Here is a 25,725-nt window from a genome sequence, read left to right on the forward strand (position 1 = left end):
CGTACCACCGGCTCGACCCGCACACCCGAGAACGGAGAACAGTCATGGCACAAGCCGCAGCCGTGGCGAAGCAGCCCGCGCCACCGAGGCGGCGCCGTGGCTCGGCGACGCCCCGCAGGCTCCCGTATCTGCTGATCGCCCCGGCGGGGCTGCTGATGCTGGGCTTCATCGCCTACCCGGTGCTCAGCGTCTTCTACTACAGCCTGCAGAACTACAACCCCACCAAACCGTGGCGCAACGGCTTCGCGGGCTTCGACAATTTCACCCGCATCTTCACCGAGGACCCGCAGTTCTGGGACACGCTCGTCTTCAGCGGCAAGTGGGTCGTCGTCGAGGTCGGACTCCAGCTGATGTTCGGCCTGGCGCTGGCGCTGATCGTCAACCAGACCTTCGTGGGCCGTTCGCTCGGCCGCGCCATGGTCTTCTCGCCGTGGGCCGTCTCCGGCGTGCTCACCTCCGCGATCTGGGTCCTGCTCTACAACTCCCAGACGGGCATCACCCGTTACCTCGCGGACATGGGCATCGGCGAGTACGGCACCAGCTGGCTCTCCGACACCTCCACGGTCTTCCCCGCAGTGGTGGTCGCCGACCTGTGGCGCGGAGTCCCCTTCTTCGCGATCCTCATCCTCGCCGACCTCCAGTCCGTGTCGAAGGACCTGTACGAGGCCGCCGAGGTCGACGGCGCCAGCCGCCTGCGGCAGTTCCTGCACATCACACTGCCCCACCTGAAGGACGCGATCATCCTCTCCACCCTGCTGCGCGCGGTGTGGGAGTTCAACAACGTCGACCTGCTCTACACCCTCACCGGCGGCGGGCCGGCGGGGGAGACGACGACACTCCCGCTCTACATCGCCAACACCAGCGTCGACGCACACAACTTCGGCTACGCCTCGGCCCTGACCACCGTCGCGTTCGTGATCCTGCTGTTCTGCTCGATGGTCTATCTGCGGCTGAGCAAGTTCGGAGTGGGTGGGGACAAGTGATCACCAAGGACATCGACACCATCGCTCCGGCCGAGCAGTCCGCACCGGTGGCCGACGAACCGCCGCAGCGCCCGCGCAAAGGCAGGCGCGCCTGGGACGACGCCCCGCGCTGGCAGATCTACCTCCCGCTCGGCATCTACCTCGTCTTCACGCTCGTCCCCTTCTACTGGATCCTGCTGTTCGCGCTCAGGCCGACCGGCTCCACCTCGCTCGTGCCCTGGCCGATGACGTTCGAGCACTTCGACAAGGTGTGGAACGACCGCAGCTTCGGCACCTACTTCGAGAACAGCGTGTACGTCGGCCTCGCCACGCTCTTCATGACCACGCTCGTCGCCCTGGCCGGCGGCTACGCGCTCGCCCGCTTCGACTTCAGGATCAAGCGCGCGTTCATGCTGGCGCTGCTCTGCTCGCAGTTCGTGCCGGGCGCGCTGCTCCTGGTGCCGCTGTTCCAGATCTTCGCCGAACTCCAGATGATCAACTCGCTGGGCAGTGTCATCATCGCCGAGACCGTCTTCCAGCTGCCGCTGTCGATGATCCTGATCAGCGGTTTCATCCGGAACGTGCCGTACTCCCTCGAAGAGGCCGCCTGGGTCGACGGCTGCAACCGCTTCACCGGCTTCCGGGTCGTCGTCCTGCCGCTGCTGCGGCCCGGACTGATCGCGGTGGGCTCCTTCGCCTTCGTGCACTCCTGGAACCACTTCCTGTTCGCCTTGATGTTCCTCAGCAACCAGGAGAAGCAGACGATCCCCGTCGGTCTGAACAGCCTGATGAGCGCCGACAGCGTCGACCTCGGCGCACTCGCCGCGGGCGGCATCATCGCGGCCGTACCGGTCGTGATCGTCTTCGCCTTCATCCAGAAGTGGCTGATCACGGGCTTCAGCGCCGGGGCGGTGAAGGGATGAGCGACCACGGGGGACCTCTTCCCGTCGTTCTGGCGGGCGCCCGCGGGCACGGCCGCTGGCACCTGGAGAACATCCGCCGCCTCCAGGACAAGGGCCTGGTGCGGCTCGCGGGGATCTGCGAGCTGACGCCGCTCACCCAGGAGGAACTGGCCGGCTTCGCCACACCCGGTGAACTGCCCGAGCAGGGCGCCGACTTCGGGGCCCTGCTGGACTCCACCGGCGCCGCGGTCGCCGTGATCTGCACGCCGATCCCCACCCACACCGACCTGGCGCTGACGGCCGCCGCCAGGGGCGTGCACCTGCTCCTTGAGAAGCCGCCGGCCCCGTCGTACGCCGAGTTCCGCCGCATGGCCGACGGGGTCGCGGCGGCCGGGGTGGTGTGCCAGATCGGCTTCCAGTCGATGGGCTCGCACGCCGTGCCCGCGATCCGGGAGCTGATCGGGAAGGGCACCATCGGCCGCGTGGACGGCATCGGCGGGGCCGGGGCCTGGGGCCGCGCCGAGGAGTACTACCGCCGCGCGCCCTGGGCGGGACGGCGCCGGCTGAACGGGGCCGACGTCGTCGACGGCGTCCTGACGAACCCCCTCGCCCACGCCGTGGCCACCGCCCTCGCACTCGACGGCGCCACCCGCGCCGAGAACGTCGCCGGCATCGAGACCGAGCTGCTGCGCGCCAACGACATCGAGTCGGACGACACCTCCTGCGTCCGCGTCACCACCACGGGCGGCAGCCGCATCACCGTCGCCGCGACCCTGTGCGCCGAACACCCCGACGAGCCGTACGTCCTCGTGCACGGCAGCACCGGCCGTATCACCTTCTGGTACAAGCAGGACCGCGTCCTCGTCCAGCGCTCGGGGCACGGCCCGCAGGAGCTCACGTACGGCAGGACCGATCTTCTGGAGAACCTGGTCGAGCATCTCGAAGGCCGGGCCGCGCTGCTGGTCACCCCCGACCGGACGGGCGCCTTCATGAAGGTCGTCGAGGCGATCCGGCAGGCGCCGGACCCGGTCGCACTGCCCGACGGGGCCTGGTACCTCGACGCCGACGAGAACCGTCGGATCGTGCCCGGGGTCGACGGACTCGTCGCCGCCGCCGCCGACACCCTCGCCCTCTACTCCGAGCTGGGCGCCTCGTGGGCACTGTCGAAAGAGGTGAGCAGCTGATGAACAACGAGTCGCTGGTCCTGCGCGTCGCGGGCCGCCCGGTCGGCCGCTACATCGCCCGGCCCGAACTGGCACCGACGCTGTCACCGCGTCCGTACCTCCATCCCGTCACCACCCTGGCCGGCACGGCTGTCACCGAGCTGAGTCCCGCCGACCACCTCCATCACCTCGGCGTCGGTGTAGCCGTTCCCGACGTCGAGGGTCACAACTTCTGGGGCGGGCGCACCTTCGTGCGCGACCAGGGGCCGACCGAACTGGACAACCACGGCGCCCAGCGGCACTCCGCGTTCCAGCTGCGCGACCCGGACGGCTTCGTGGAGGAGCTGCGCTGGATCGCCGCCGGAGCCGAGCTGCTGCGGGAGCGGCGTACCGTCGCGGCGACCGAACTCACCGACACCGCCTGGGCGTTGGACTTCACCTTCTCCCTCACCAACACCACCTCCGGACCCCTGTCGATCGGCAGCCCGGCGACCAACGGACGGCCCGGCGCGGCCTACGGCGGCTTCTTCTGGCGGGCCCGCAAGGAGCCCGAACCGCCCGCCGTGTTCACGGCGGACACCGAGGGCGAGGACGCGGCGCACGGGACCCGCGCCGGCTGGGTGGCGCTCGCGGGGGCCGGCTGGACGCTGGTGTTCGCCGGGGCCACCGACCGCACCCGGCGCGACCCGTGGTTCGTGCGCGGCAGCGAGTATCCGGGCGTCGGCTCCTCCCTGGCCCACGAGGAGCGGCTGCCGGTCCCGGCCGGGGAGACCGTCGTACGGCGGGTCGTCACCGTGGTCGCCGACGGCCGCCTCGACCGGGCCGAGGCGGCGGCGCTCGTCCGCAAGGCGGTGAGCCCATGAGCGACCGGAAGAAGCCCCGGAGCGGCCAGGACAGATCAGTGAGCGGCCAGGAGAAGCCCTTGAGCGACCAGGACGCACCCGCATTCACCGCCGACCTCGGCGACGGCACGTACCGCAATCCGGTGCTGAACGCCGACTGGTCCGACCCCGACCTCCTGCGCGTCGGGGACGACTACTACCTGACCGCCTCCAGCTTCGGCCGGGCCCCGGGCCTGCCGCTGCTGCACTCCCGCGACCTGGTCAACTGGACGCTGGTCGGCCATGCGCTCGCACGCCTCGAACCCGCGCGGGAGTTCAGGAAGCCCCGGCACGACTGCGGGGTCTGGGCGCCGGCGTTACGGCATCACGACGACCGCTTCTGGATCTTCTGGGGCGACCCCGACCACGGCGTCTTCCAGGTCAACGCACCCGGGATACGCGGCCCCTGGACCCGCCCCCACCTCATCAAGGCGGGCAAGGGGCTCATCGACGCGTGCCCCCTGTGGGACGAGGAGAGCGGCGAGGCGTACCTCGTGCACGGCTGGGCCAGGTCCCGCTCCGGCATCAAGAACCGGCTCACCGGGCACCGTATGCGGCCCGACGGCACCGGCCTGCTCGACGAGGGCAAGCTGATCGTGGACGGCGACCGCATCCCCGGCTGGTTCACCCTCGAAGGGCCGAAGCTGTACCGGCACGACGGCTGGTTCTGGATCTTCGCCCCCGCGGGTGGGGTCGAGACCGGCTGGCAGGGCGCCTTCCGCTCGCGCGGCTTCTTCGGCCCGTACGAGGAGAGGGTCGTCCTGGAGCAGGGCGACACCGACGTCAACGGCCCCCACCAGGGCGGCTGGGTGACCACCCCGTCCGGCGAGCACTGGTTCGCGCACTTCCAGCAGAAGGGCGCGTACGGGAGGGTCGTCCACCTCCAGCCGATGCGCTGGGGCCGGGACGGCTGGCCGGTCATCGGCGACGAGGGCACCCCCGTCGCCGTGCACCGCAAGCCCGATCTGCCGCCGCAGCCGCTCTCCGCGCCCGCCACCGACGACGACTTCCCCGGCGGGCGGTTCGGGCGGCAGTGGCAGTGGACCGCCAACCCGCAGGACGGCTGGGCGACCCACCACTCCGGCGACGGACTGCGGCTGACCTGCGTGCGGTCGGCGGACGCGGACGATCCGCGCAAGCTGGCGAACGTGCTCACCCAGCGGCTGCCCGGCACCCCGTGCACCGTCGAGGTCGGGCTGCGGCTCGACGCCGAGGAGCCGGGCGCACGGGCCGGACTCGCCGTACTGGGCGACGCGTTCAGCTGGATCGGGCTCGAACGGGGGGCCGACGGGACGGTCCACCTCGTGCACCGGTTCGGCGACCCGGTCGCGGAGCGGGAGCGCGACGCCGCGCATCCGCGAATGGCACCCGAGGGACGGGTCCGGCTGCGGATCGAGATCGGCGCCGGGGCACGCTGCCGCTTCTCGTACGACCTCGGCGGCGGCTGGGAGCCTTCCGGCCAGGTCTTCGCCGCCACCCCCTGGCGCTGGGTCGGCGCCCTGCTCGGCCTCTTCGGGGTCGCGCCGTCCGGCGGGGGACACGCCGGGGCGGCCACGTTCACGCGGTTCCGCATCACCGCCCACGAGACCGACCGGCGCACCGCGCCACCTGCCTGACCGCACCACGTCATCACCGTTGTAAGCCTGTTGGGAGCCGCAATGACGCACTTCCGGAGCAAGCGCTTGCCGAGACCGGGGCCGAGGTCGGGGCCGAGGCCGGGTCCCGGCGCGGGCCGGGTTCTGGTCACGGTCGCCGCACTGGTGGCCACGCTGGGACTGGGGGCCCTCACGCCGGCCGAGGCGGCCGGTGAGGAGTCCTCGGCGACGGCCCCTGGAGCCGCCGTTCCGACCTCGTCGGCCACGGACCGCTCGGCCGGCACCGCACACGGCTTCGCCTCCCTCGAAGGCGGTACGACGGGAGGTGCCGGCGGCCAGGTCGTCACCGTGACCACCCAGGCCGACCTGGAGCGCTACGCGGCGGCCGAGGAGCCGTACGTCATCCGGGTGGCCGGGACGATCAAGGCGGAGCCCTTCGGCGCGAACATCGCCGTGGCCTCGGACAAGACCGTCATCGGCGTCGGCACCGCGGGGGAACTCGTCCAGGGCGAACTGCATCTGGCCCCCGGCACCCACAACGTGATCATCCGCAACCTGACGATCCGCGACTCCTACGTCGAGGGCGACCGGGACTGCAAGGACACCGACTTCGACGGCATCCAGATGGACACCGCCCACCACGTCTGGATCGACCACAACCGCTTCTCGCGGATCTGCGACGGGCAGCTCGACATCCGCAAGGACAGCGAGTACGTCACCGTCTCCCACAACCGCTTCGAGGACAACAACAAGACCTTCGGCATCGGCTGGACGCCGAACGTGAAGACGCAGATCACCATCGACCACAACTGGTTCCGCGGCACGAAGCAGCGCAACCCGTCCGCCGACAACTGCGCCTACGCACACCTCTACAACAACTACATGACCGCGCAGGCGGACCCCGGCGACCCGGTGTGGACGTACGGCAACTGGTCCCGTGGCGCGACGAAGATGGTCATCGAGAACAGTTACTACGACGGCGTCCAGCATCCCTACCAGGCGGACTCCACCGCCGAGTTGGTGCAGCGCGGGTCGATCCTCAAGAACACCACCGGGCGGCACGAGACGTGGGGCGCGGCGTTCGAACCGCGCGACTTCTACGCGTACAGGCCGGACCCGGCGGCGGCCGTCCCCGCGCTCGTGTCCCGGTTCTCCGGGCCGCAGAAGAAGCTCGGCACGGCCACCGTGCCCGACGGCGACGACGGCTGGGCGCCGCGCGCCCGCCACCACTGACCCCACAGCACACCGCTTCACAGCGACACCGCTTCACAGCTACAGCGACACAACCCTCGTTGGATCCAGAAGAAGAGAGCCGATCATGAAGAGCAGCATTCGCAGCAGCAGCAGAGGAGCGCGCCGCTCCGCAGCCGCCGTCGCCGTGACCGCCGTCCTCGCGCTGACCGCCACCGCCTGCGGTGACGACGGCGGTTCGTCGGGCGACAAGGGCGCCGAGGGCAGTGGCAAGGGCGAGATCACCTTCTGGGACAACAACGGCGGTGTCCGCACCGACATCTGGAAGGAGATCATCGCCGACTTCGAGAAGGCGAACCCGGACATCGACGTCAAGTACGTCCCGATCGCCGCCACCGAGTACCAGTCCAAGGTCGACACCTCCATCCAGGCCAAGGGGCTGCCGGACGTCGGCGGTGTCGGCGCGGCGATGCTCGCGGGCTTCGCGGCGCAGAACGCGCTGGAGCCGCTGGACGACCGCCTCGGCAAGTCCTCCCTGAACGCCAAGCTCAACGAGGACATGGTCAAGTCCCTGAAGGCCGCGGGTGGCGGCGGTGCCGACGACAGCACGCTGTACTCGGTGCCGACCTCCGCCAACAACGGCGTCCTCTACTACCGCACCGATCTGTTCAAGAGCGCCGGCCTGGACGCGCCCACCACCTGGGACAAGTTCTACGAGTCCGCCGACAAGCTCACCGACAAGGACGAGAACGCCTTCGGTTACACCATCCGCGGTGGCGCCGGTTCCATCGCCCAGGCACTGGACGCGATGTACGGGCAGTCCGGCATCACCTCGTTCTGGGACACCGGCAACGAGAAGACCACGGTCAACGACCCGAAGAACGTGGCGGCCCTGGAGAAGTACACGGGCCTCTTCAAGAAGGTCACCCCGGCCGCCGACCTCAACAACGACTTCACCAAGATGGTCGCCCAGTGGGACTCCGGCACGATCGGCATGCTCAACCACAACCTGGGCTCGTACCAGGACCACGTGAAGGCGCTGGGCGCCGACAAGTTCCGCGGTATCCCGCAGCCGATCGGGCCCGGCGGCAAGCGTGTCCAGGTCTCCAACCCCGTGGACGGGCTGGGCATCTTCAAGACGTCCAAGAACAAGGACGCCGCCTGGAAGTTCATCGAGTTCGCCACGGAGAAGGCGCAGAACTCCAAGTTCAACGAGTCCGCGGGGCAGGTGCCGTCGAACAACGACGCCTCGAAGGACGCGTGGGTTTCCGAGGCCGAGCCGACGAAGCTGGCGGCCGAGGCGCTGACCGACGGTTCCACGACGATCGTTCAGCTGCCGTACTACCTGCCCGACTGGAACACCATCTCCAAGACGGACAATGAGCCGGCTTTCCAGAAGGTGCTGAACGGGTCGTTGAGCGAGAAGGACTTCCTGGACACGTTGGCCGATCAGCTCAACACGGCGCAGACGGAGTGGAACGAGCAGAAGGGGTAGCGCTGGCCGCTGGTTGGGGTCGTGGGGTGGCTGCGGGGCCGTTGTGGCTGGTCGCGCAGTTCCCCGCGCCCCTGAAGGCGAAAGGCAAAAAGGCGAAAGACTGCGCCGTTCCCCGCGCCCCTAAAGGCAAAAAGATTGCGCAGTTCCCCGCGCCCCTAAAAAAGTCCCGCGCTCCTGAAAAACGGAAGGCATACTGACGTGAGCCTCACTCGTAGACAGGTCACCACGGCTGCGCTGGCCGCCGTTCCGCTCGCCGTTGCCGGGACCGGGCCCGCTGTCGCCGCCTCGCAGGGGCGGCCCCGTGGGCGCACTCTCTTCATCGCCGGTGACTCCACCGCTGCTCAGAAGTACGCCGATGCCGCGCCCGAGACCGGGTGGGGCATGGCGCTGCCGTTCTTCCTGCGGGAAGGGCTGCTCGTGGCCAACCACGCCGTGAACGGGCGGAGTTCGAAGAGTTTCATCGACGAAGGGCGTCTTGACGCCGTCCTCGCCGCGGTGCGGCCCGGCGATGTTCTGCTCGTCCAGTTCGGGCACAACGACTCCAAAGTCGCCGATCCCACGCGGTACACCGAGCCGTGGACGACGTACCAGGACTATCTCCGCCAGTACGTCGACGGGGCGCGGGCGCGGGGAGTCCGGCCCGTGCTCGCCACGTCCGTGGAGCGGCGGAGGTTCGAGACCGACGGGAATGCCGTAGCGACCCACGGCGAATATCCGGCATCCGTGCGGGCCCTCGCCGAAGAGGAGGGGGTGGCACTGCTCGATATCCAGGCGTTGTCGATCGCCCTCTGGCAGGAGTTGGGGGTCGAGGAGACGAAGAAGTACTTCAACTGGACCGACGCCGAGCAGGACAACACCCATTTCAATCCGCCGGGGGCGATTGCCGTTGCCCGGCTGGTCGCGGGGGAGTTGTTGCGGCGGCGGGTGTTTTTGCCGCGGGATGTTCGGCGCATCGGTGAGGTGATTCCCGAATCGTGGATCACCTGGCCTGCGGCCTGAGCCGAGCCTTCAGGCCCAGGGGCGCGGGGAACGGCGCAATCTTTTGTCCTTGGCCTTCAGGGGCGCGGGGAACGGCGCGACCAGCCACAACGGACCGGCACGTACGAACGGGCCACATCGCCCCCTCTCTGCTTGAAAGGAACCGTAGTTATGCGTTCTTCTGTATGGCATGCGCATGCCATAGCGGCCTTCGCCGGATGCACCGCGCTCGCTCTCGGTGCGACAGCGACCGTCGCCCACGCCCAAGCCGGTCAGGCCTCCCACGTCCGTGATCTCGGGCGGGAGACCCTGCCCGTCGGGGACGGGTGGGGCGCCGAGGGGGCCGGGACCACCGGAGGTTCGGCCGCTGACGCCGAGCACGTCTACACCGTCACCACCTGGGACGCCTTCAAGGCCGCGCTGAAGGCCGGCGGGGACGCGCCGAAGATCGTCAGGGTCAAGGGCGTCATCGACCCGGTCGCCGAGGGGTGTGCCTCCTTCGCCGCCCCCGGGTACGACTTCGACGCCTACCTGGCGAAGTACTCGCCCGAGAACTGGGGCCTGGACACCGACCTGTCCGGGGAGCCCGCCGACAGTCCCGAGGGGCTGCGGGCCGCCTCCGCCGCCGCCCAGGACGCCGCCATCAAGGTGAACATCCCCGCCAACACCACCATCGTCGGCGTCGGCAAGGGCGCAGGCATCAGAGGCGGCAGTCTGCAGATCAAGGGCGTCGACAACGTCATCCTGCGCAACCTCACCATCGAGGCTCCGCTCGACTGCTTCCCGCAGTGGGACCCGACCGACACGGCCACCGGCGCCTGGAACTCCGAGTACGACGCGGTCGTGGTGTACGGCTCCACCCATGTGTGGGTCGCCAACAACACCCTGACCGACGGCCGTTACCCGGACAGCACCCTGCCCACGTACTTCGGCCAGACCTACCAGCAGCACGACGGCCTGCTCGACATCGTGCGCGGCGCCAACCATGTCACGGTGTCCTGGAACGCGGTCGAGGACCACGACAAGACCATGCTCATCGGCAACAGCGACAGCGCCGGGGCGACCGACACCGGCAAGCTCAAGGTCACCCTGCACCACAACAGGTTCGAGGGCGTCGTCGAGCGGGCTCCGCGTGTCCGCTTCGGGCAGGTCGACTCGTACAACAACCACTTCGTGGTGCGTGCGGGCCAGTCGTACGGCTACACCTTCGGCGTCGGGATCTCCTCGCAGCTGTACGCCTCCCACAACGCCTTCTCGCTGCCCGCCGGGGTCAGCGCCGCCAAGACCCTGAAGAAGTGGAGCGAGGCTCCGCTCACCGCCGAGAACAACTACGTCAACGGCCAAAAGACCGATCTCATCGCCGTCCACAACGCGGAGATCCCCGCCGAGACCCTCCAGTCGGGCGCGGGGTGGACGCCCACCCTGCGGACCAGGGTGGACTCACCGCGTGCCGTGCCCGGCATCGTCGACGGCCGCGCGGGCGCCGGAAAGGACTGTTGATCATGACCCAGCCGACAAGGGTGAGCAGACGGTCCTTCGTCGTCGCCGGCGTCGGGGCCGCCCTCGCGCTGGGCGCCGGGGGGACCGCCCACGCGCGCGGCCGGTCCCCCTTCGGGCGGTACGGTTCGCCGTCCGCCCGGCTCGACGAGCGGACCCTGTACGTCCACCCCGGCGGTCTCGGCGACCACACGACGGTCCAGGCCGCGGTGAACGCCGCGAGCGGAAGCGGACACACCCTGGTCATCGCCCCGGGAACGTACCGCGAGACGGTCGCCGTGAGCGCCGCGCGTACGGAGCTGACCTGGCTCGGGGCCTCCGAGGAAGCGCGTGACGTCGTGATCGTCTACGACAACGCCAACGGGACGCAGAAGCCGGACGGCTCCGGCCCCTACGGCACGACCGGCTCGGCCACCACGACCGTGCAGGCCGACGGGTTCACCGCCCGCGACATCACCTTCGCCAACGACTGGCTGCGCGCCGACCACCCCGGGATCACCGGCACCCAGGCCGTCGCCATCAAGGTGCAGGGCGACCGGTCGGCGTTCCTCCACTGCCGGTTCCTCGGCCACCAGGACACGCTGTACGCCGACTCCGTCGCGCTCACCGCCTTCGCCCGGCAGTACTTCGCGCACTGCTACGTCGAGGGGGACGTGGACTTCGTGTTCGGGCGGGCCACCGCCGTGTTCGAGCACTGCCACTTCCGTACGCTGGTACGAACCGACCTCGCGGGGGCCCCGTACGGCTTCGTCTTCGCACCCTCGACCGCGGTCGCCAACCCGCGCGGATATCTCGTGACGAGCAGTCGGGTGACGAGCGAAGCGCCCGACGCCTACTACAAGTTGGCCCGGCCCTGGGTGCCCGGGTCCGACCCCACCGCGCGGCCCATGCTGACCGTGCGCGAGACCCGCCTCGGTGCCGGGATCGACGCGGTGGAGCCCTACACCAACATGTCGGCGACCTACCCGTGGCAGAGCCAGCGGTTCGCCGAGTACCGCGACAGCGGTCCGGGCGCCGAGATCACCGTCCCCGCGAACCGGCCCCAGCTCACCCGCGCCGAGGCCGCCTCGCACACCCGACGGACCTACCTCGGCGACTGGGCCCCCTGGTCCCGGGAGGGGTGCTGAGATGCGTCGGCGGACCTTGATCACCAGGGCCGTCGGGACTGTCGGCGCTCTTGTGGCGGCCGGCGCCTCACCGGCCGCCGCCGCCTCGGACTCGGACGCGGACTCGCGCCGCCGGGTGCTGCACGTCCGTCCCGGCGACTCCGTCCAGGCGGCCGTCGACGCGGTGGAAGCCACGGTCGGCGACGCTGCCGACGGTCTCGGCCACGGCCACGGGGCCGGCCCGACGATCGTCGTGTATCCGGGCACCTATCGCGAGGTCGTCCACATTCCCGCAGGCGTCCGGGACTTGACGCTTCTCGGGGCCACCCGCGACCCCCGGGACGCGGTCATCGTGTACGACCGCGCCAACGGGACGCGGAAGCCGGACGGCTCCGGCACCTACGGCACCGCGGGCTCCGCCACCTTCACCTCGGCGGCGCCCGGACTGACCGTGCGGGGGCTGACGATCGCCAACGACTGGCTGCGCGCCGACCACCCGGAGATCACCGGGACCCAGGCGGTGGCCGCGTACGTCACGGGGGACCGGTCGCGCTTCGAGCGGGTCCGGTTCCTCGGCCACCAGGACACCCTGTTCGCGGACACCACCGCGCTGGACTCCTTCGACCGGCAGTACTACCGGGACTGCTACGTCGAAGGTGACGTGGACTTCGTCTTCGGGCGCGGGCGGGCGGTCTTCGACGGCTGCCACCTGCACACGCTCGACCGGGACGTGAGCTTCCGGCCGGAGGGCATGGTGTTCGCCCCCGCCACGGCCCGCGCGAATCCGTACGGCTTCCTCGCCGTGCGGTGCCGTGTCACCTCCGGCGCCGAGGACGGCGTGTACAAGATCGCCCGGCCGTGGGTGCCGTCCTACGAGACGACCGCCTGGCCGTCGCTCGTGGTGCGGGAGACCTGGCTCGGGCCGGGCATCGACGCGGTGGCTCCGTACATCGACATGCGCGAGGCGTACCCCTGGCAGACCATGCGGTTCCGGGAGTACGCCAACTCCGGTCCGGGCGCCGCCGTTCCGGTGCCGGAGAACCGGCCCCGGCTGACGGCCGCGGAAGCCGTCCTGCATACCCGCGGAACGTATCTCGGTGACTGGAGGCCGTATGAACAGCGGTACTGAGCGGTCGCCCCTGGGTCAGTCGCCCCTGGGTCAGTCACCTCTGGGCCGGTCGCCCCTGGGCCGGCGGTCGTTCGTGGCGGGTGCCGGGGCGGCGGCGCTGCTGGGCGTGACGGGCGCCGGAGCGCCCACGGCCCACGCGGTACCCGTCACGGGCATCGTGGAGGGCAACCTCCCCGACTTCCATCCCCTCCTCAAGGACGAGCTGCGCTTCCCGCTCGCCTGGGGCACCTCCCCGGTCAGGGACTTCCGGGCCTGGCGGCGCGCTGCCCGCTCGAAGGTCGAGGAGCACTTGCTCGTCGAGCGGGACCGCACCCCGTACGAGCCCGTGTTCGGCGAGAGTGATCGAACCGAAGCCGACGGATACACCCGCGAGTCGGTGACCCTCTCCCTCACACGGTACGAGCGCGTCCGCGGCTCCCTGCTCACCCCGCACGGCACCGGCCCCTTCCCCGCCGTCCTCCTGCTCCACGACCACGGCGCCAAGTTCGACATCGGGAAGGAGAAGCTGGTCAGGCCCTGGAGCGACGACACACGGCTGGCCTCGGCGCAGGCCTGGGCGGACCGCTACTTCAGCGGACGGTTCGTCGGTGACGAACTGGCCCGGCGCGGATACGTGGTCCTCGCCCTGGACGCGCTCGGCTGGGGCGACCGCGGGCCGGTCACGTACGAGCAGCAGCAGGCCCTGGCGAGCAACTTCTTCAACCTCGGGTCCTCACTCGCCGGACTCATGGCCCGTGAGGACGCGCGTGCCGCCGGCTTCCTGGCCGGCCTCGACCGGGTGGACCGGCGCCGGGTCGCGGCCGTCGGATTCTCCATGGGCGCCTTCCGCGCCTGGCAGGCTGCCGCCCTCAGCGACGACGTGGCGGCCGCGGCGAGCGTGTGCTGGATGACCGGGCTGAAGGAGGTCATGGTGCCCGGCAACAACATCCTGCGCGGTCAGTCCTCGTACTGCATGCTCCACCCCGGGCTCGCCCGGCACCTCGACTTCCCCGACGTGGCGAGCATCGCCGCGCCCAAGCCGTCGCTCTTCTTCCACGGCGCCCAGGACACCCTGTTCCCCGCGGAGGGCGTCCGGGTCGCCTACGAGAAGCTGCGTGCCGTCTGGCGCTCACGGCATGCCGGGGAGCACCTGCACACCAAGGTCTGGCCCGAGCTGGGCCATGTGTTCACCGCGCCCCAGCAGGAAGAGGTCTTCACCTGGCTCGACGCCGTCCTGTGACAGCTCACCCCGCCACCCCCCACACCCCGCCACCCCCCCTATAGCGCACGCACCACCCACGTCACCCGCCGAACGACGAAAGGTCCCCCCACCATGTCCCGTCGTACCGCTGCTCTCTCCTGGACCGCGGCTCTCGCCCTCGGTGCAGGACTCGCCGTCATCCCCACCCAGGCGCAGGCCGCCACCGTGGTCGTCAGCACCACCACCGACCTGACCAACGCCATCAAGAACGCCACCGCCGGTACGGTCATCCAGGTGCGCGCAGGCACCTATTACCCGACGGCGACCATCCAGTCGACCGCCAACGGCAGCTCCTCCAGCCGTATATCCCTGCAGCCCTACGGCTCCGAGACCGTGAAGATCGACGGCTCGAACCTTCCCGACGGGGACTGGATCTTCAAGCTCACCGCCGACTACTGGACCGTCTCGGGCATCACCTTCCAGAACTCGCCGGACAGCGCGGTCGTCTGCCAGTCGTGCGCCTCGACGGTCTGGGAGAACATCAAGACGATCAACGGCGGCGACTCCGGCTTCACGCTCACCGGTGACAGCACCACCAACAACACCATCCGCAACATCGACTCCTACGGCCACTACGACGCCGCCACCCACGGGGAGAACGCGGACGGCATCGCCGTGAAGTTCGGCTCCGGCAGCGGCAACCTCATCACCGGGGCCCGCCTCTACAACAACTCGGACGACGGGCTCGACTTCTGGTCCTTCTCGTCCCCCGTCACCGTCGAGCACACCTGGGCCATGGGCAACGGCAAGAACCGCTGGTCGGACTCGGCGTTCGCGGGCGACGGCAACGGCTACAAACTCGGTGGCGACGGCGAGGTGGTGGCCCACGTCATCAACAACTCGGCGGCCTGGGACAACGCGGGCAGCGGCTTCACCGAGAACAGCAACAAGGGCGCCATCGTCATCAACCGCACCACCGCCTACGCCAACGTCAAGTACGGCTACTACTTCGCCACCGGCGCGGCCAAACTCGGCAAGAACCTGGCCGTGAGCAACGGGACGGCGGTCAGCAAGGGCAGTTCGGTCGTCTCCGCCGGCAACAACTGGGACTCCGGTATCTCGACGCCCTCGTTCCGCTCCACGGACGCCTCGACGACGTACAACAGCCGCTCGTCGAGCGGCGCGCTGCCCGTGACCACGTTCCTGACCACGGGCAGCACCACGATCGGCGCGACGATGGACTGAGCCGGACCGAGCCGGCACGTACCAGCGCCGGACACGCGAACGCCCCCCGCCGGCCGTCACCGGTGAGGGGCGTCGCTCTGACTGGCCGAGGGGGGGCTCAGGCCAGCAGATCCGTGGGGACCAACGACCCTGTGGTCACTGGTACGTGATGTCAGATGCCGTGTAGTCGCAGTAGGTTCCGTCCGGGCCCGAACCGTTTGTCGTCGGCTCGGCGCCCGTGTTGTTGCCGATGTACTTCTGGCACGGCACGATCTTCTTGCTGCTGTCGCCGACGACCGTGATGTTCCGCAGGGCCGCGGTGTCGCCGTAGTTGGTGTTGATGCCGACCAGCCGCGAACCCGGCGCGGTCACCTCGACGGTGTTGAAGATCGAGGTGCGCTTGTACTGCGTCGAGCAGTTGCCGCAGGAGCGGTACAACGTCTTGAAGTCCTGGACCGCGAACTTCGAGACGACGAGCTTGCCGCCGCCGTTGTGCTGGAACACCTTGTCCGCGGCCTTCTTCGCCCCGCCGCCGTACACGGTGTAGACGGCGGAGTTGCCGCCCTTGAAGGTCGCGGCGTCCTCGCCGACGTCCTCCCACCAGACGTTCTGCAGCGTGCAACTGCCCTGGCAGTGGACGCCGTCGGCACCGGGCGCGCCGATGATGACGTTCTTCAGCGTCGCTCCGTCGGCGAGCTGGAAGATCGGGTCCTGGCCCTCCTCCTGACCGTCACCGGCCAGGTCGCCGCTGCCGTAGTAGCGCTTGTAGCCCCCGTCACGGGTGCCCGAGACGGCGATCGTCGACGAGACGGCCTCGCTGCCCGTGGCGGTCGGCCAGGTGGTGGCGGCGCTCGCCGTCGACATCATCGTGCTGGTGAACATCGCGGCTCCCGTCAGGGTGAGCGCGGACACGCCACCGATGAGGGCACGCTTGCGGTCGGTCCTGCGGCGGTGACGTGCACGGGGTTCCACGCGTGAGGTCATGTCCCGGTTCCTTCGGGTGGGGAGAGATCTTGCGTCTCCTGGTCGCCGCCCGGACGGCATGGGTTGCCGCGCGCCGCGATTCTTTTCGACCCCCGGTCCTACGGGGCGACGTCGTCGGACCCGGACCCACCGCGTGCGAAGTCGCCCGCCACCGCCCGTTCCTCACCGCCGGCCTGGGCATCGGCCGTGTACGAGTCGTCCCCGGCGTCGCGGCCACCGCGGTCGTGGTCGTACTGGCCCGCGAACACCCACTCGCCCGGCCATACCGTACGGCCCGGCTTGAGCGTCCACGTGTAGACGAGGAAGCCGTCCTTCTCGGCGACGGACACCGCGAAGTCGTCCTCGGGAGCGGAGCGCCAGGAACCCGCAGAGGTGACCCCGCCGGTCTGCTCGACCCTCAACACGACGGTCAGCGCGGTGAGTTGCTTGTCGGTCTTCAGCGTCACATTGCTCTGCGCCCAGAACTCGTTGCTGTGCGGGTCGACCGATCCGTCCGACCACAGCGGGCCGTCCTGGGTTCCGGTGCCGCCACCGGCGGTGGGGGACGCCGGCGGGCTCGAACGCTCCGGCGAGGGAGCCGGACTGGGGCTGACCGCCACCGTCTGGTCCTCCCGCGCCTCGCCCTGCAGCGCCGACGCGACGGCGTACCCGCCGACCGCGAGCACGCCGGCGACCGCGGCCGTGGCACCGACGACACGCAACCAGCCGAGCGCGGTCGGCCGCGGTGCGGGTCCCGGCGCGCTCTCCCCGCCGGCCATACCGCGTTCGACGCGGGCCAGGATGCGGGCGCGATCGGGCTCGTACGACCCGGCCGACTCCCGCAGCCGGAAGCGCAGTTCGCCGTGCGGTTCGCCAGGCGGTTCCTCGTGCACGTCCTTCATCGCCCCCTCCCCCCGTTGATCCCCCCGGTGCCACCGGCACGCATCGCCGTCGCGTGCATCCGCCGCGGAGCGTCCTGCGACCCCAGCAGCCGCTGCAGCTCTGCCATCCCCTTCGACGTCTGGCTCTTCACCGTACCCACCGAGACACCGAGGGCGAGCGCGGTGTCCTTCTCCGAGAGGTCGAAGGAGTGGCGCAGGACCACACACGCCCGCTTGCGGAACGGCAGTCTGCGCAGCGCCTCCTGGACGTCCACCATGCCGGGCACGTCGGGGTTCTCGGTCCTGTCCTCGCGCTGCGACCAGAACAGAGTGATCCGTCTTCGCTCGCGCACCGCGCTGCGGATCCGGCTGCGCGCCATGTTGGCGACCACCCCACGTGCGTACGCCACCGGGTGGTCCGCGGCGCGCACGCGGTCCCAGCGGTGCCACAGTGCGAGCAGCGCGTCCGCCGCGAGATCGTCGGCCGCGTCCGACTCGCCCGTCAACAGATGGGCCAGACGGGCCAGTTCGGAGTAGTGCCGCTCGAAGAAGTCACGGAACTCCACGGAGGCGGCGTCGTCGACGACAGTGCCCACGGGCGACCTCTCCCTGTCGGTTCATTCTGTAACACGATGAAAACCTGAAACTGGTTCAACGCGGGAACAATCCAGCCAGCATCCGCTCACCAGGCACGCAGGTAACGAGGAGCATCCGCCATGTCCGAAACGCAGCAGGTGGAGGACCGGCCAGGCGCCGGACCGCCCCAGGCCAACAGCGTCGACCGGTTCTTCAAGATCTCCGCCCGGGGCTCCACCGTCGGCCGGGAAGTGCGCGGCGGCTTCGCCACGTTCTTCACGATGGCCTACATCCTTGTCCTGAATCCCATCATCCTCAGCAGCGCCAAGGACAAGTTCGGCGACCAGCTCGACAGCGTGCAGCTGGTCACCGCCACCGCGCTGGTGGCCGCGGTGATGACGATCATCATGGGCGTCGGCGGCAACCTGCCGCTCGCGCTCGCCGCGGGCCTCGGCCTCAACGCCGTCGTCGCCTTCCAGATCGCCCCGCTGATGAGCTGGGACGACGCGATGGGCCTCATCGTCCTCGAAGGCCTGCTGATCTGCGTCCTGGTGGTGACGGGACTGCGCGAGGCCGTCATGTACGCGATCCCGCAGCCGCTCAAGCAGGCGATCAGTGTCGGCATCGGACTGTTCATCGCGTTCATCGGCTTCGTCGACGCCGGGTTCGTCAGCCGTATACCGGACGCCGCCAACACCACCGTGCCGGTGCAGCTGGGTGCCACGGGCGCGCTGACCGGCTGGCCGATCCTGGTCTTCTGCCTCGGGGTGCTGCTGACCATCGGGCTGCTCGCCCGCAAGGTCAAGGGCGCGATCCTGATCAGCATCGTGACCATGACGGCCGTCGCGATCGTCGTCAACGAGATCGCGGACGTCAGGAGCTGGGGCCTGACCACGCCCCAGGTGCCCGACGACGTGGTGGCCTCGCCCGACTTCGGACTGCTCGGCGACTTCAGCCTGTTCGGCGCGTTCGGCGAGGTCAGTGTGATCACCGTCGTGCTGCTGGTCTTCACGCTGATCCTGTCCGACTTCTTCGACACCATGGGCACCGTCGTCGGCGTCAGCGCCGAGGCCGGGCTCCTTGACGAGGACGGCAAGGTGCCGAACCTGGGCCGCGTCCTGCTCATCGACGGCGCCGCTGCGGTCGCGGGCGGCGCGTCGTCCGCGTCCTCCGCCACGTCGTACATCGAGTCGGCGGCTGGGGTCGGCGAGGGGGCCCGTACGGGGTTCGCGAACCTCGTCACGGGCGGGCTGTTCGCCTGCGCGCTCTTCCTCACGCCGCTGCTGACGATCGTGCCGATGCAGGCGGCGGCGCCGGCGCTCGTGGCGGTCGGGTTCCTGATGATGACGCAGGTCAAGCACATCGACTGGGACAGGTACGAGATCGCCATCCCGGCGTTCCTGACGATCGCGGTGATGCCGTTCACGTACTCGATCACGAACGGGATCGGGGCGGGGTTCGTGTCGTACGTCCTCATCAAGACGGTGCTGGGCCGGGCGAAGGAGGTGCACTGGTTGCTGTGGGGCACGTCGGTGCTGTTCCTGATCTACTTCGCGATAGACCCGATAGAACAGCTCCTGAACGTGAAGTGACCGCCGGTGGGGGTTGCTCGCGCAGTTCCCCGCGCCCCTGATGGGGCGCAGCCCCACCTAGGGGCGCGGGGAACTGCGCAATCTTTTGGCTCAGCCCCCACCGGCCCGCAGCCGGCCGACAAACCGCCCCCCCCCCGGAGGGGGACCCCTCAATTCCGAAGAGCCGCCCGCATCACGGCCTCAGCAACAGGCGCGGCCAAACCGTTCCCGCTCACTTCCGACCGCGCCGCATCCGACTGCTCCACCACCACGGCGACAGCGACCTCCTTGTCGGAGGAGTCGGACTTGGCGTACGACGTGAACCACGCATACGGCGTCTTGCTGTTGTTCTCGCCGTGCTGAGCCGTACCGGTCTTGCCACCGACCGTCGCCCCCGCGATCCGCGCGTTCGTCCCCGTACCCTCCTCGACGACCGTCCGCATCGCCGACTGCAGCTGCTCGGCCGTGGACGAACTGATGATCTCCTTGCTCTCCGTGTCGTCGTCGTAGTTCTCCAGCACATCCCCGTTCGCATCGCTGATCTGCGACACCATGTGCGGCGAAACCAGCTTCCCGCCGTTGGCGATGGCGGCCGACACCATGGCCATCTGCAACGGCGTCGCGGTCACGTCGAACTGCCCGATGCCCGTCAGCGCGGTGGACGACTTGTCCATGTCCGACGGGTACACGCTCGTGTAGGCCCGTACGGGCACGTCCTGCGACGTGTCGTTGAAGCCGAACTTCTCCGCCATCGCCTTCAGCTTGTCCTGACCGAGGTCGACGGCCATCTTCGCGAAGACGTTGTTGCACGAGTACTGGAGCGCGACCCGGATCGTCGCGTTCTCGCAGGGCGCCGACTTGCTCTCGTTCGCCAGGTCCGTCGTCGTGCCCGGCAGCGTGTACGGGTTCTCGCTGTCCGTCTTCTCGTCCACCGAGGAGTACAGGTCGTCCTCCAGCGCGGCGGCCGCGACGACCAGCTTGAACGTCGAGCCCGGCGGCAGCGGCTGACGCAGCGCCCGGTTCGTCATGGGCTTCTCGGAGTCCTTGGTCAGCTTGTTCCAGGCGTCGGAGTCGCCCCCGCTGAGCACCGAGGGGTCGTAGGACGGGGTGGACACGACACCGAGGATCCTGCCGGTCCCCGGGTCGATCGCCACGGCCGCGCCCTTTTTGTCACCGAGCGCCTTGTAGGCCGCTCTCTGTACGTCCGGGTCGATGGTGGTGATCACATCGCCCGGGTCGGAACGCTTGCCGGTGACCGTGTCGAGGGGGTTCTTCAGCCGGTTGTCCGTACCGTCGAGCAGCTGCTGGTAGACGCCCTCCAGCTGCGTGGCCCCGAACACCTGCGAGCTGAACCCGGTGACGGCCGAGTAGAGACTGCCGTCGGTGTACGTGCGCTTGTACTTGAGGTCGCTGCCCTTCGTCTGCGCGGAACCGGTGACCGCGTCGCCGCCCACGATGATGTTCCCGAGCGGGTACGCGTACTGCTCGATCGCGTTCCGACGGTTGTCCTTGTCCTCTGCGAGCGCCCGGCCCTCGTAGAACTGCACCCAGGTCGCTCTGACCAGCAGAGCGAACACGAGCAGCAGAGTGAAGACGGAGGCGCGCCTGATCGTTTTGTTCATCCCGCCCAGAAGGACGAGCAAGAACCCCCCGAACGTTCCCTTCGCCCCACTTTTCTCATGCACAGTTCATGAACCCCCCACCCCCAGGGGCGCGGGGAACTGCGCGACAAGCCCCCACCGGGCCGGCAGCGCACCACGGCCCCCGCCCCTCACTCCGAGAGCTTCAGAACAACCTCGTCGATCTCGGCCCCCCGCGCGTTGGCGAACCCCCGCTCCCGCCCGGTCACGACGAACCCGCACTTCTCCAACACCCGCAAGGACCCCGCGTTGTCCGCCGCCGCCCGCCCGTACAACGGCCGCTCGGGCACAGCGACAAGCAGCGCCCGCAACGCGGCCGTGGCGATCCCCCGCCCCCAGTACGCGCGATCGATCCAGTACGTCACCTCGCGCTCACCCGGTTCCCCGTACACCGCCGCGCTGCCGACGACATCCCCGTCGACGAGGATCGTGCGGTTCACGGCGGACGAGGCCCGGACCCGCTTCCAGTGGGCGTCGAAGGCGTCCCGGTCGGTCGGGTCCTTGTGCGTGAAGGCGGCCATCCGCGCGGACTCGGGATCGTTCGTCTGCCGGAAGAACACCGGCAGATCACTGTCGTGGACCTCGCGGAGCTCGACCTCGACGGGGGAGGGGTGGGACAGGCCGGACATGTCAGAGCCTCCGGGTCGCGAGCGTCAACCGGTCCCGCGCGTCGAACAGCGCGTCCTTCACCATCTGTTCGTGCGCGGGCGTCAGCCGCGCCACCGGCACCGAGCAGCTGATCGCGTCCCGCGCGGGCGTCCGGTAGGGGATCGCCACGCCGAAGCAGCGCAGCCCCAGCGTGTTCTCCTCGCGGTCCACCGCGAACCCCTGCTCCCGCACCTGGTGCAGCTCCTCGATGAGCTTCTCCCGGTCGGTGATCGTGTGCTCGGTCAGCGCGGGCAACGTCTCCGGCAGCAGCTTCCGTACCTGCTCGTCGGTGTGGGTCGCGAGGAGCGCCTTGCCGAGGGACGTGGAGTGGGCGGGCAGCCGGCGCCCCACGCGCGTGAAGGGGCGCAGATAGTGCTGGGACTGGCGGGTCGCGAGGTAGACGACGTTCGTGCCGTCGAGGCGGGCCAGGTGGATCGTCTCCGTCGTGTCGTCGGAGAGGCGGTCCAGCGTCGGCCGCGCCGCCGCGACGACCTCGTCACCGTCGATGTACGAGGTACCGACGAGCAGTGCCCGTACGCCGATGCCGTACCGCGTGCCCGTCGCGTCGGTCTCGACCCAGCCGAGCTCGACCAGCGTGCGCAGCAGCATGTAGAGACTGGACTTGGGATACCCGACGGCCTCCTGCACGGCGGCCAGGGAGTGCATACCGGGGCGTCCGGCGAAGTACTCAAGCAATTCAACCGTCCGCACCGCGGACTTGACCTGTGCTCCGCCGCCCGTCTCGCCTGCCGACATCGGCCTTGACCCCCTAGTTCGCCGGGAAATAGTCTCGACAGCATATTCACCATCAGAGACAGCGTTCAGCATATCGAACGCCCCTGGTGCGTGGCACATGTACTTCGGCATTACATCTGGAGGGACCCGCGGTGGCAGCAGCACCAGTCTGGAGTGTCGACCCCCGAACCGGGAAGCAGCGCGAGCAGGTTGCGGTGGAAGCCACAGCCCAGGAGGTGGACGAGGACGTCCGCGCCGCGCACGCCGCCCGGGGGGCTCTCGCCGACCGCACGGTCCGCGCGGCCTTCCTGCGTACCGCGGCCGACCTGCTCGAAGGCGCCAAGGAGCACCTCGTGGAGGCGGCCGACGCGGAGACCGCGCTCGGCCCGGTCCGGCTCACCGGCGAACTCGCCCGCACCTGCTACCAGCTGCGGGCCTTCGCGGACATCGTCGACGAGGGCGAGTTCCTCGGCGTCGTGATCAACCACCCCGACGCCACCGCGACGCCGCCGATCCCGGATCTGCGCCGTTACAAGGTGCCGCTGGGTGTCGTCGCCGTCTACTCGGCCTCGAACTTCCCCTTCGCTTTCTCGGTGGCCGGCGGCGACACCGCGAGCGCGCTCGCCGCGGGCTGCCCGGTCGTCGTCAAGGCGCACCCCGACCACCCCGGTCTGTCCGAGCTGGTCGCTTCCGTCGTGCGCCGGGCCGCGGCCCAGCATGACGTCCCGGACGGCGTCCTGGGCCTCGTCCACGGCTTCGAGGCGGGCGTCGAGCTGGTCAAGCACCCGCTGGTGTCGGCCGCCGGATTCACCGGTTCGGTACGCGGTGGACGCGCCCTCTTCGACGCTGCGGCGGCGCGGCCCGCGCCGATCCCGTTCCACGGCGAGCTGGGATCGCTCAACCCGGTCGTGATCACCGAGGCCGCCGCCGCCGAGCGCGCCGAGGCGATCGGTACGGGGCTCGCGGGCTCCATGACGCTGGGCGTCGGCCAGTTCTGCGTGAAGCCGGGCCTGGTGCTGGCGCCGGCCGGCGCGGCGGGCGACCGTCTGCTGAAGTCCCTGACGGACGCGGTGAGCGACACCGAGGCGGGGGTCCTCCTCGACCACCGCATGCGCGACAACTTCGTCGCGGGTGTCGCCGAGCGTGCGGGGCTGTCCGGCGTGGACGCGCCGGTGACGCCGGGTGCGGGCGGTGAGCACACGGTGAGCGCCGGCTTCCTGACGGTCTCCGCGCAGAAGCTGGCCGCCGAGGGCGAGTACGACCTGCTCCTCGAAGAGTGCTTCGGGCCGGTGACGGTGGTCGCGCGCTACGAGGACGAGGCCGAGGCGAACGCGGTGCTCGCGCGGCTGCCCGGCAACCTCACCGCGACGGTGCACCTCTCCACGGAGGAGGAGGCCGGTGAGGGGCGTGGCGCGGAGATCCTCGCGGAGCTCACGCCGCTCGCGGGGCGGGTGGTCGTGAACGCGTGGCCCACGGGGGTCGCGGTGGCTCCGGCCCAGCAGCACGGGGGGCCGTATCCGGCCACGACGTCCACGTCCACGTCTGTGGGCGGGACCGCCATCGAGCGGTGGCTGCGGCCTGTGGCGTACCAGAACGCGCCTGAGGCGTTGCTGCCGGCGGAGCTGCGGGATTCCAACCCGCTGGGGTTGCCTCGGCGGTACGACGGGCGGCTTGAGAGGTAGCCGCTCTCTTTTTGCGCCGTCGGGCCCGTGGCCGGTGTGTCGGCTGCGGGCCCGCTGTGGTCGCCCGCGCAGTTCCCCGCGCCCCTGGAGGGCGCCGTTGGGGCCGCGGCCGGTCAGCCGGGTGCCGGTCCGCTGTGGTCGCCCGCGCAGTTCCCCGCGCCCCTCAAGACACAAGCTCGCGCCGTTCCCCGCGCCCATCAGGGGCCCGGGGAGCTGGCAGACTCTGTGGATGGACGTGAAAATACCTGAACTTCCCTTTTCGCTTCGGTCGTACGGGCCCGACGGGCACTGGTCGTACGAGGGCGGGGTGCTCACCGGGTGGGCCGGGGCCCGGCAGGACCGGTTCGTGCCGCCCACCGACGAAGGGCTTGACCCCGCGTCCGACGCGCCCAGGCTGCTGGGGGCGCCCGAGGGGGACTTCCAGCTCATCGCCCGCGTGACGGTCGGCTTCGCCGGGGCCTTCGACGCCGGCGTCCTCTACGCGCACGTGGGGGAGCGCGCCTGGGCCAAGCTCTGCCTGGAGAACTCCCCGGACGTCCCCACCGTCTGCACGGTCGTCACCCGGGGGCACTCCGACGACGCGAACTCCTTCACGGTCGACGGCAGCTCCGTCTGGCTCCGGATCAGCCGCACCGGCCGCGCCTTCGCCTTCCACGCCTCGAAGGACGGCGAGCGCTGGACCTTCGTCCGGCTCTTCACCCTGGGCGAGGAGAAGGAGACCGGGGCCGCCCTCGTCGGCTTCATGACCCAGGCGCCCATGGGCGAGGGCTGCGTGGTCACGTACGACCACATCGAGTTCCGCCCGGACTGGCCGGCCGACCTGAGGGACGGTCACTGATTTCCGCGCCCTCCCATTTCCGGGCACGCTTTGAATGCAGGCGCAATTCTGCTTTTATTTGCTTAGGGTTTTCCTTAAGCTTCTGCCCGATTCCTTGGAACCTAAACACCCGAGTTTTGCGAAGCTCGATCTCGTAATTCGGACGGGTCTCGCGGCGGTTAAGTCCTTGTGACGCAATACACAACCACGCCACTTTGTCCGGTATTTCCCGGACAAAGTGGCGCTTTCGGCCAGCCCCACGCGCGGCCCGCGCCCGCGTGATAACACATACGCCCTGCTTGTGTAACCCCACTCGGCGATGCGATTTCAACTTTTGCTGGGTAAATTCAATCGACATGACCGCCGCACAAGCAGACCTGCAAGCGGAATTCCTGGAAATGCCAGAAGGGCTGCGGATCGACCGTCCGCACGTGGACGACGGAGCCGCACTCTGGCGCATTGCCAAGGACTCCGGGACCCTCGACCTGAACTCCTCCTACAGCTACCTGCTGTGGTGCCGTGACTTCGCCGGCACCTCCGCGGTGGCGCGTACGGCCGACGGAGACCCCGTCGCCTTCGTCACCGGTTACATCCGGCCCGAGCGCCCGCACACGCTTCTCGTGTGGCAGGTGGCCGTCGACGCGGCGCAGCGCGGCCGCGGTCTCGCCGCCGCGCTCCTGGACGGGCTGACCCGCCAGGTCGCCGGCCGGCACGAGCTGACCTCCATGGAAACCACGATCTCCCCGGGCAACACCGCGTCCGAGCGGCTGTTCACCTCGTACGCCGCGCGACACGGTGCGACCGTCGAGCGTGAGGTCCTGTTCGAGACAGGGCAGTTCCCCGACGGCCCGCACGATCCCGAAGTGCTGTACCGCATCGGCCCCCTGTCCTTCTGAACCCCCCACGCCC

The 25,725-nt window shown here is 69.7% G+C and carries 22 protein-coding genes and 1 pseudogene; 17 read left to right on the top strand and 6 right to left on the bottom strand.

Going from position 1 to position 25,725, the window contains the following annotated elements:
* The first annotated feature begins 44 nt into the window (after positions 1-44).
* The 13 genes and pseudogenes from ACH4DZ_RS39660 (at position 45) to ACH4DZ_RS39720 (ending at position 15,324) form a co-directional block, all read left to right on the top strand.
* Positions 45-983, top strand: coding sequence for a carbohydrate ABC transporter permease (locus tag ACH4DZ_RS39660; protein ID WP_398294002.1), 939 nt, complete (start codon positions 45-47; stop codon positions 981-983).
* Positions 980-1,885: a carbohydrate ABC transporter permease gene (locus ACH4DZ_RS39665; RefSeq protein ID WP_398293801.1), complete on the top strand. Its 906-nt coding sequence runs from the start codon at positions 980-982 to the stop codon at positions 1,883-1,885. The genes ACH4DZ_RS39660 and ACH4DZ_RS39665 overlap by 4 nt, the downstream gene beginning before the upstream one ends.
* Positions 1,882-3,048: a Gfo/Idh/MocA family protein gene (locus tag ACH4DZ_RS39670; RefSeq protein WP_398293803.1), complete on the top strand. Its 1,167-nt coding sequence runs from the start codon at positions 1,882-1,884 to the stop codon at positions 3,046-3,048. Before ACH4DZ_RS39665 ends, ACH4DZ_RS39670 begins: the two co-directional genes overlap by 4 nt.
* Entirely contained in the window at positions 3,048-3,890 is an 843-nt protein-coding gene (locus tag ACH4DZ_RS39675; protein ID WP_398293805.1) for a PmoA family protein, read from the top strand. The genes ACH4DZ_RS39670 and ACH4DZ_RS39675 overlap by 1 nt, the downstream gene beginning before the upstream one ends.
* A complete protein-coding gene (locus tag ACH4DZ_RS39680; RefSeq protein WP_398293807.1) occupies positions 3,887-5,524 on the top strand; it encodes a family 43 glycosylhydrolase in 1,638 nt (545 codons plus the stop codon). The genes ACH4DZ_RS39675 and ACH4DZ_RS39680 overlap by 4 nt, the downstream gene beginning before the upstream one ends.
* A gap of 42 nt (positions 5,525-5,566) precedes the next feature.
* Positions 5,567-6,691: pseudogene (locus ACH4DZ_RS39685) on the top strand (polysaccharide lyase family 1 protein); the annotation flags it as partial.
* Between the two features lie 130 nt (positions 6,692-6,821).
* Entirely contained in the window at positions 6,822-8,189 is a 1,368-nt protein-coding gene (locus tag ACH4DZ_RS39690) for an ABC transporter substrate-binding protein (protein ID WP_398293809.1), read from the top strand.
* Positions 8,190-8,387: 198 nt separating this feature from the next.
* Positions 8,388-9,188, top strand: a complete 801-nt coding sequence (locus ACH4DZ_RS39695) for a rhamnogalacturonan acetylesterase (RefSeq protein ID WP_398293811.1) — start codon at positions 8,388-8,390, stop codon at positions 9,186-9,188.
* Between the two features lie 150 nt (positions 9,189-9,338).
* Complete coding sequence (locus tag ACH4DZ_RS39700; RefSeq protein ID WP_398293813.1) at positions 9,339-10,667, top strand: polysaccharide lyase family 1 protein; 1,329 nt, start codon at positions 9,339-9,341, stop codon at positions 10,665-10,667.
* Between the two features lie 2 nt (positions 10,668-10,669).
* Positions 10,670-11,791 (top strand): pectinesterase family protein, encoded by a 1,122-nt coding sequence (locus ACH4DZ_RS39705; RefSeq protein WP_398293815.1) that lies wholly within the window; start codon positions 10,670-10,672, stop codon positions 11,789-11,791.
* Between the two features lies 1 nt (position 11,792).
* A complete protein-coding gene (locus ACH4DZ_RS39710; protein ID WP_398293817.1) occupies positions 11,793-12,899 on the top strand; it encodes a pectinesterase family protein in 1,107 nt (368 codons plus the stop codon).
* Positions 12,883-14,118, top strand: coding sequence for a dienelactone hydrolase family protein (locus tag ACH4DZ_RS39715; RefSeq protein WP_398293819.1), 1,236 nt, complete (start codon positions 12,883-12,885; stop codon positions 14,116-14,118). Before ACH4DZ_RS39710 ends, ACH4DZ_RS39715 begins: the two co-directional genes overlap by 17 nt.
* A 93-nt stretch (positions 14,119-14,211) precedes the next feature.
* Complete coding sequence (locus ACH4DZ_RS39720; RefSeq protein ID WP_398293821.1) at positions 14,212-15,324, top strand: right-handed parallel beta-helix repeat-containing protein; 1,113 nt, start codon at positions 14,212-14,214, stop codon at positions 15,322-15,324.
* A gap of 135 nt (positions 15,325-15,459) precedes the next feature.
* On the opposite strand, the gene ACH4DZ_RS39725 is transcribed toward ACH4DZ_RS39720, so the two are convergent.
* From ACH4DZ_RS39725 to ACH4DZ_RS39735, 3 genes are all read right to left on the bottom strand, one after another.
* Complete coding sequence (locus ACH4DZ_RS39725) at positions 15,460-16,287, bottom strand: pectate lyase (RefSeq protein ID WP_107017711.1); 828 nt, start codon at positions 16,285-16,287, stop codon at positions 15,460-15,462.
* Between the two features lie 98 nt (positions 16,288-16,385).
* Entirely contained in the window at positions 16,386-17,168 is a 783-nt protein-coding gene (locus tag ACH4DZ_RS39730; protein ID WP_398293823.1) for a hypothetical protein, read from the bottom strand.
* Positions 17,165-17,743 carry a SigE family RNA polymerase sigma factor gene (locus ACH4DZ_RS39735; protein WP_398293825.1) on the bottom strand — a complete coding sequence of 193 codons (579 nt, stop codon included), beginning with the start codon at positions 17,741-17,743 and terminating at the stop codon, positions 17,165-17,167. The genes ACH4DZ_RS39730 and ACH4DZ_RS39735 overlap by 4 nt, the downstream gene beginning before the upstream one ends.
* A gap of 120 nt (positions 17,744-17,863) precedes the next feature.
* Here ACH4DZ_RS39735 and ACH4DZ_RS39740 point away from each other — a divergent pair, with 120 nt between their 5' ends.
* The gene (locus ACH4DZ_RS39740; RefSeq protein WP_398293827.1) at positions 17,864-19,315 is read left to right on the top strand and encodes an NCS2 family permease; all 1,452 of its coding nucleotides are present in this window, start codon (positions 17,864-17,866) and stop codon (positions 19,313-19,315) included.
* A 149-nt stretch (positions 19,316-19,464) separates the two neighbouring features.
* On the opposite strand, the gene ACH4DZ_RS39745 is transcribed toward ACH4DZ_RS39740, so the two are convergent.
* The 3 genes from ACH4DZ_RS39745 to ACH4DZ_RS39755 all read right to left on the bottom strand — a co-directional run bounded on the left by ACH4DZ_RS39745 (position 19,465) and on the right by ACH4DZ_RS39755 (position 22,338).
* A complete protein-coding gene (locus ACH4DZ_RS39745; protein WP_398293828.1) occupies positions 19,465-20,916 on the bottom strand; it encodes a peptidoglycan D,D-transpeptidase FtsI family protein in 1,452 nt (483 codons plus the stop codon).
* Positions 20,917-21,065: 149 nt separating this feature from the next.
* A complete protein-coding gene (locus tag ACH4DZ_RS39750) occupies positions 21,066-21,563 on the bottom strand; it encodes a GNAT family N-acetyltransferase (protein WP_398293831.1) in 498 nt (165 codons plus the stop codon).
* A gap of 1 nt (position 21,564) precedes the next feature.
* Positions 21,565-22,338, bottom strand: coding sequence for an IclR family transcriptional regulator (locus ACH4DZ_RS39755; protein ID WP_138048348.1), 774 nt, complete (start codon positions 22,336-22,338; stop codon positions 21,565-21,567).
* 131 nt (positions 22,339-22,469) lie between these two features.
* Here ACH4DZ_RS39755 and ACH4DZ_RS39760 point away from each other — a divergent pair, with 131 nt between their 5' ends.
* The 3 genes from ACH4DZ_RS39760 to ectA all read left to right on the top strand — a co-directional run bounded on the left by ACH4DZ_RS39760 (position 22,470) and on the right by ectA (position 25,712).
* The gene (locus ACH4DZ_RS39760) at positions 22,470-23,999 is read left to right on the top strand and encodes an aldehyde dehydrogenase (NADP(+)) (RefSeq protein ID WP_398293835.1); all 1,530 of its coding nucleotides are present in this window, start codon (positions 22,470-22,472) and stop codon (positions 23,997-23,999) included.
* Between the two features lie 229 nt (positions 24,000-24,228).
* Positions 24,229-24,837: a DUF1349 domain-containing protein gene (locus tag ACH4DZ_RS39765; protein ID WP_398293836.1), complete on the top strand. Its 609-nt coding sequence runs from the start codon at positions 24,229-24,231 to the stop codon at positions 24,835-24,837.
* Between the two features lie 335 nt (positions 24,838-25,172).
* On the top strand, positions 25,173-25,712 hold the full coding sequence (gene ectA / locus ACH4DZ_RS39770; RefSeq protein WP_398293838.1) for a diaminobutyrate acetyltransferase: 540 nt from the start codon (positions 25,173-25,175) through the stop codon (positions 25,710-25,712).
* Positions 25,713-25,725: the final 13 nt, after the last annotated feature.

The organism is Streptomyces sp. NPDC017991 (assembly GCF_044328075.1).
Lineage (GTDB): Bacteria > Actinomycetota > Actinomycetes > Streptomycetales > Streptomycetaceae > Streptomyces.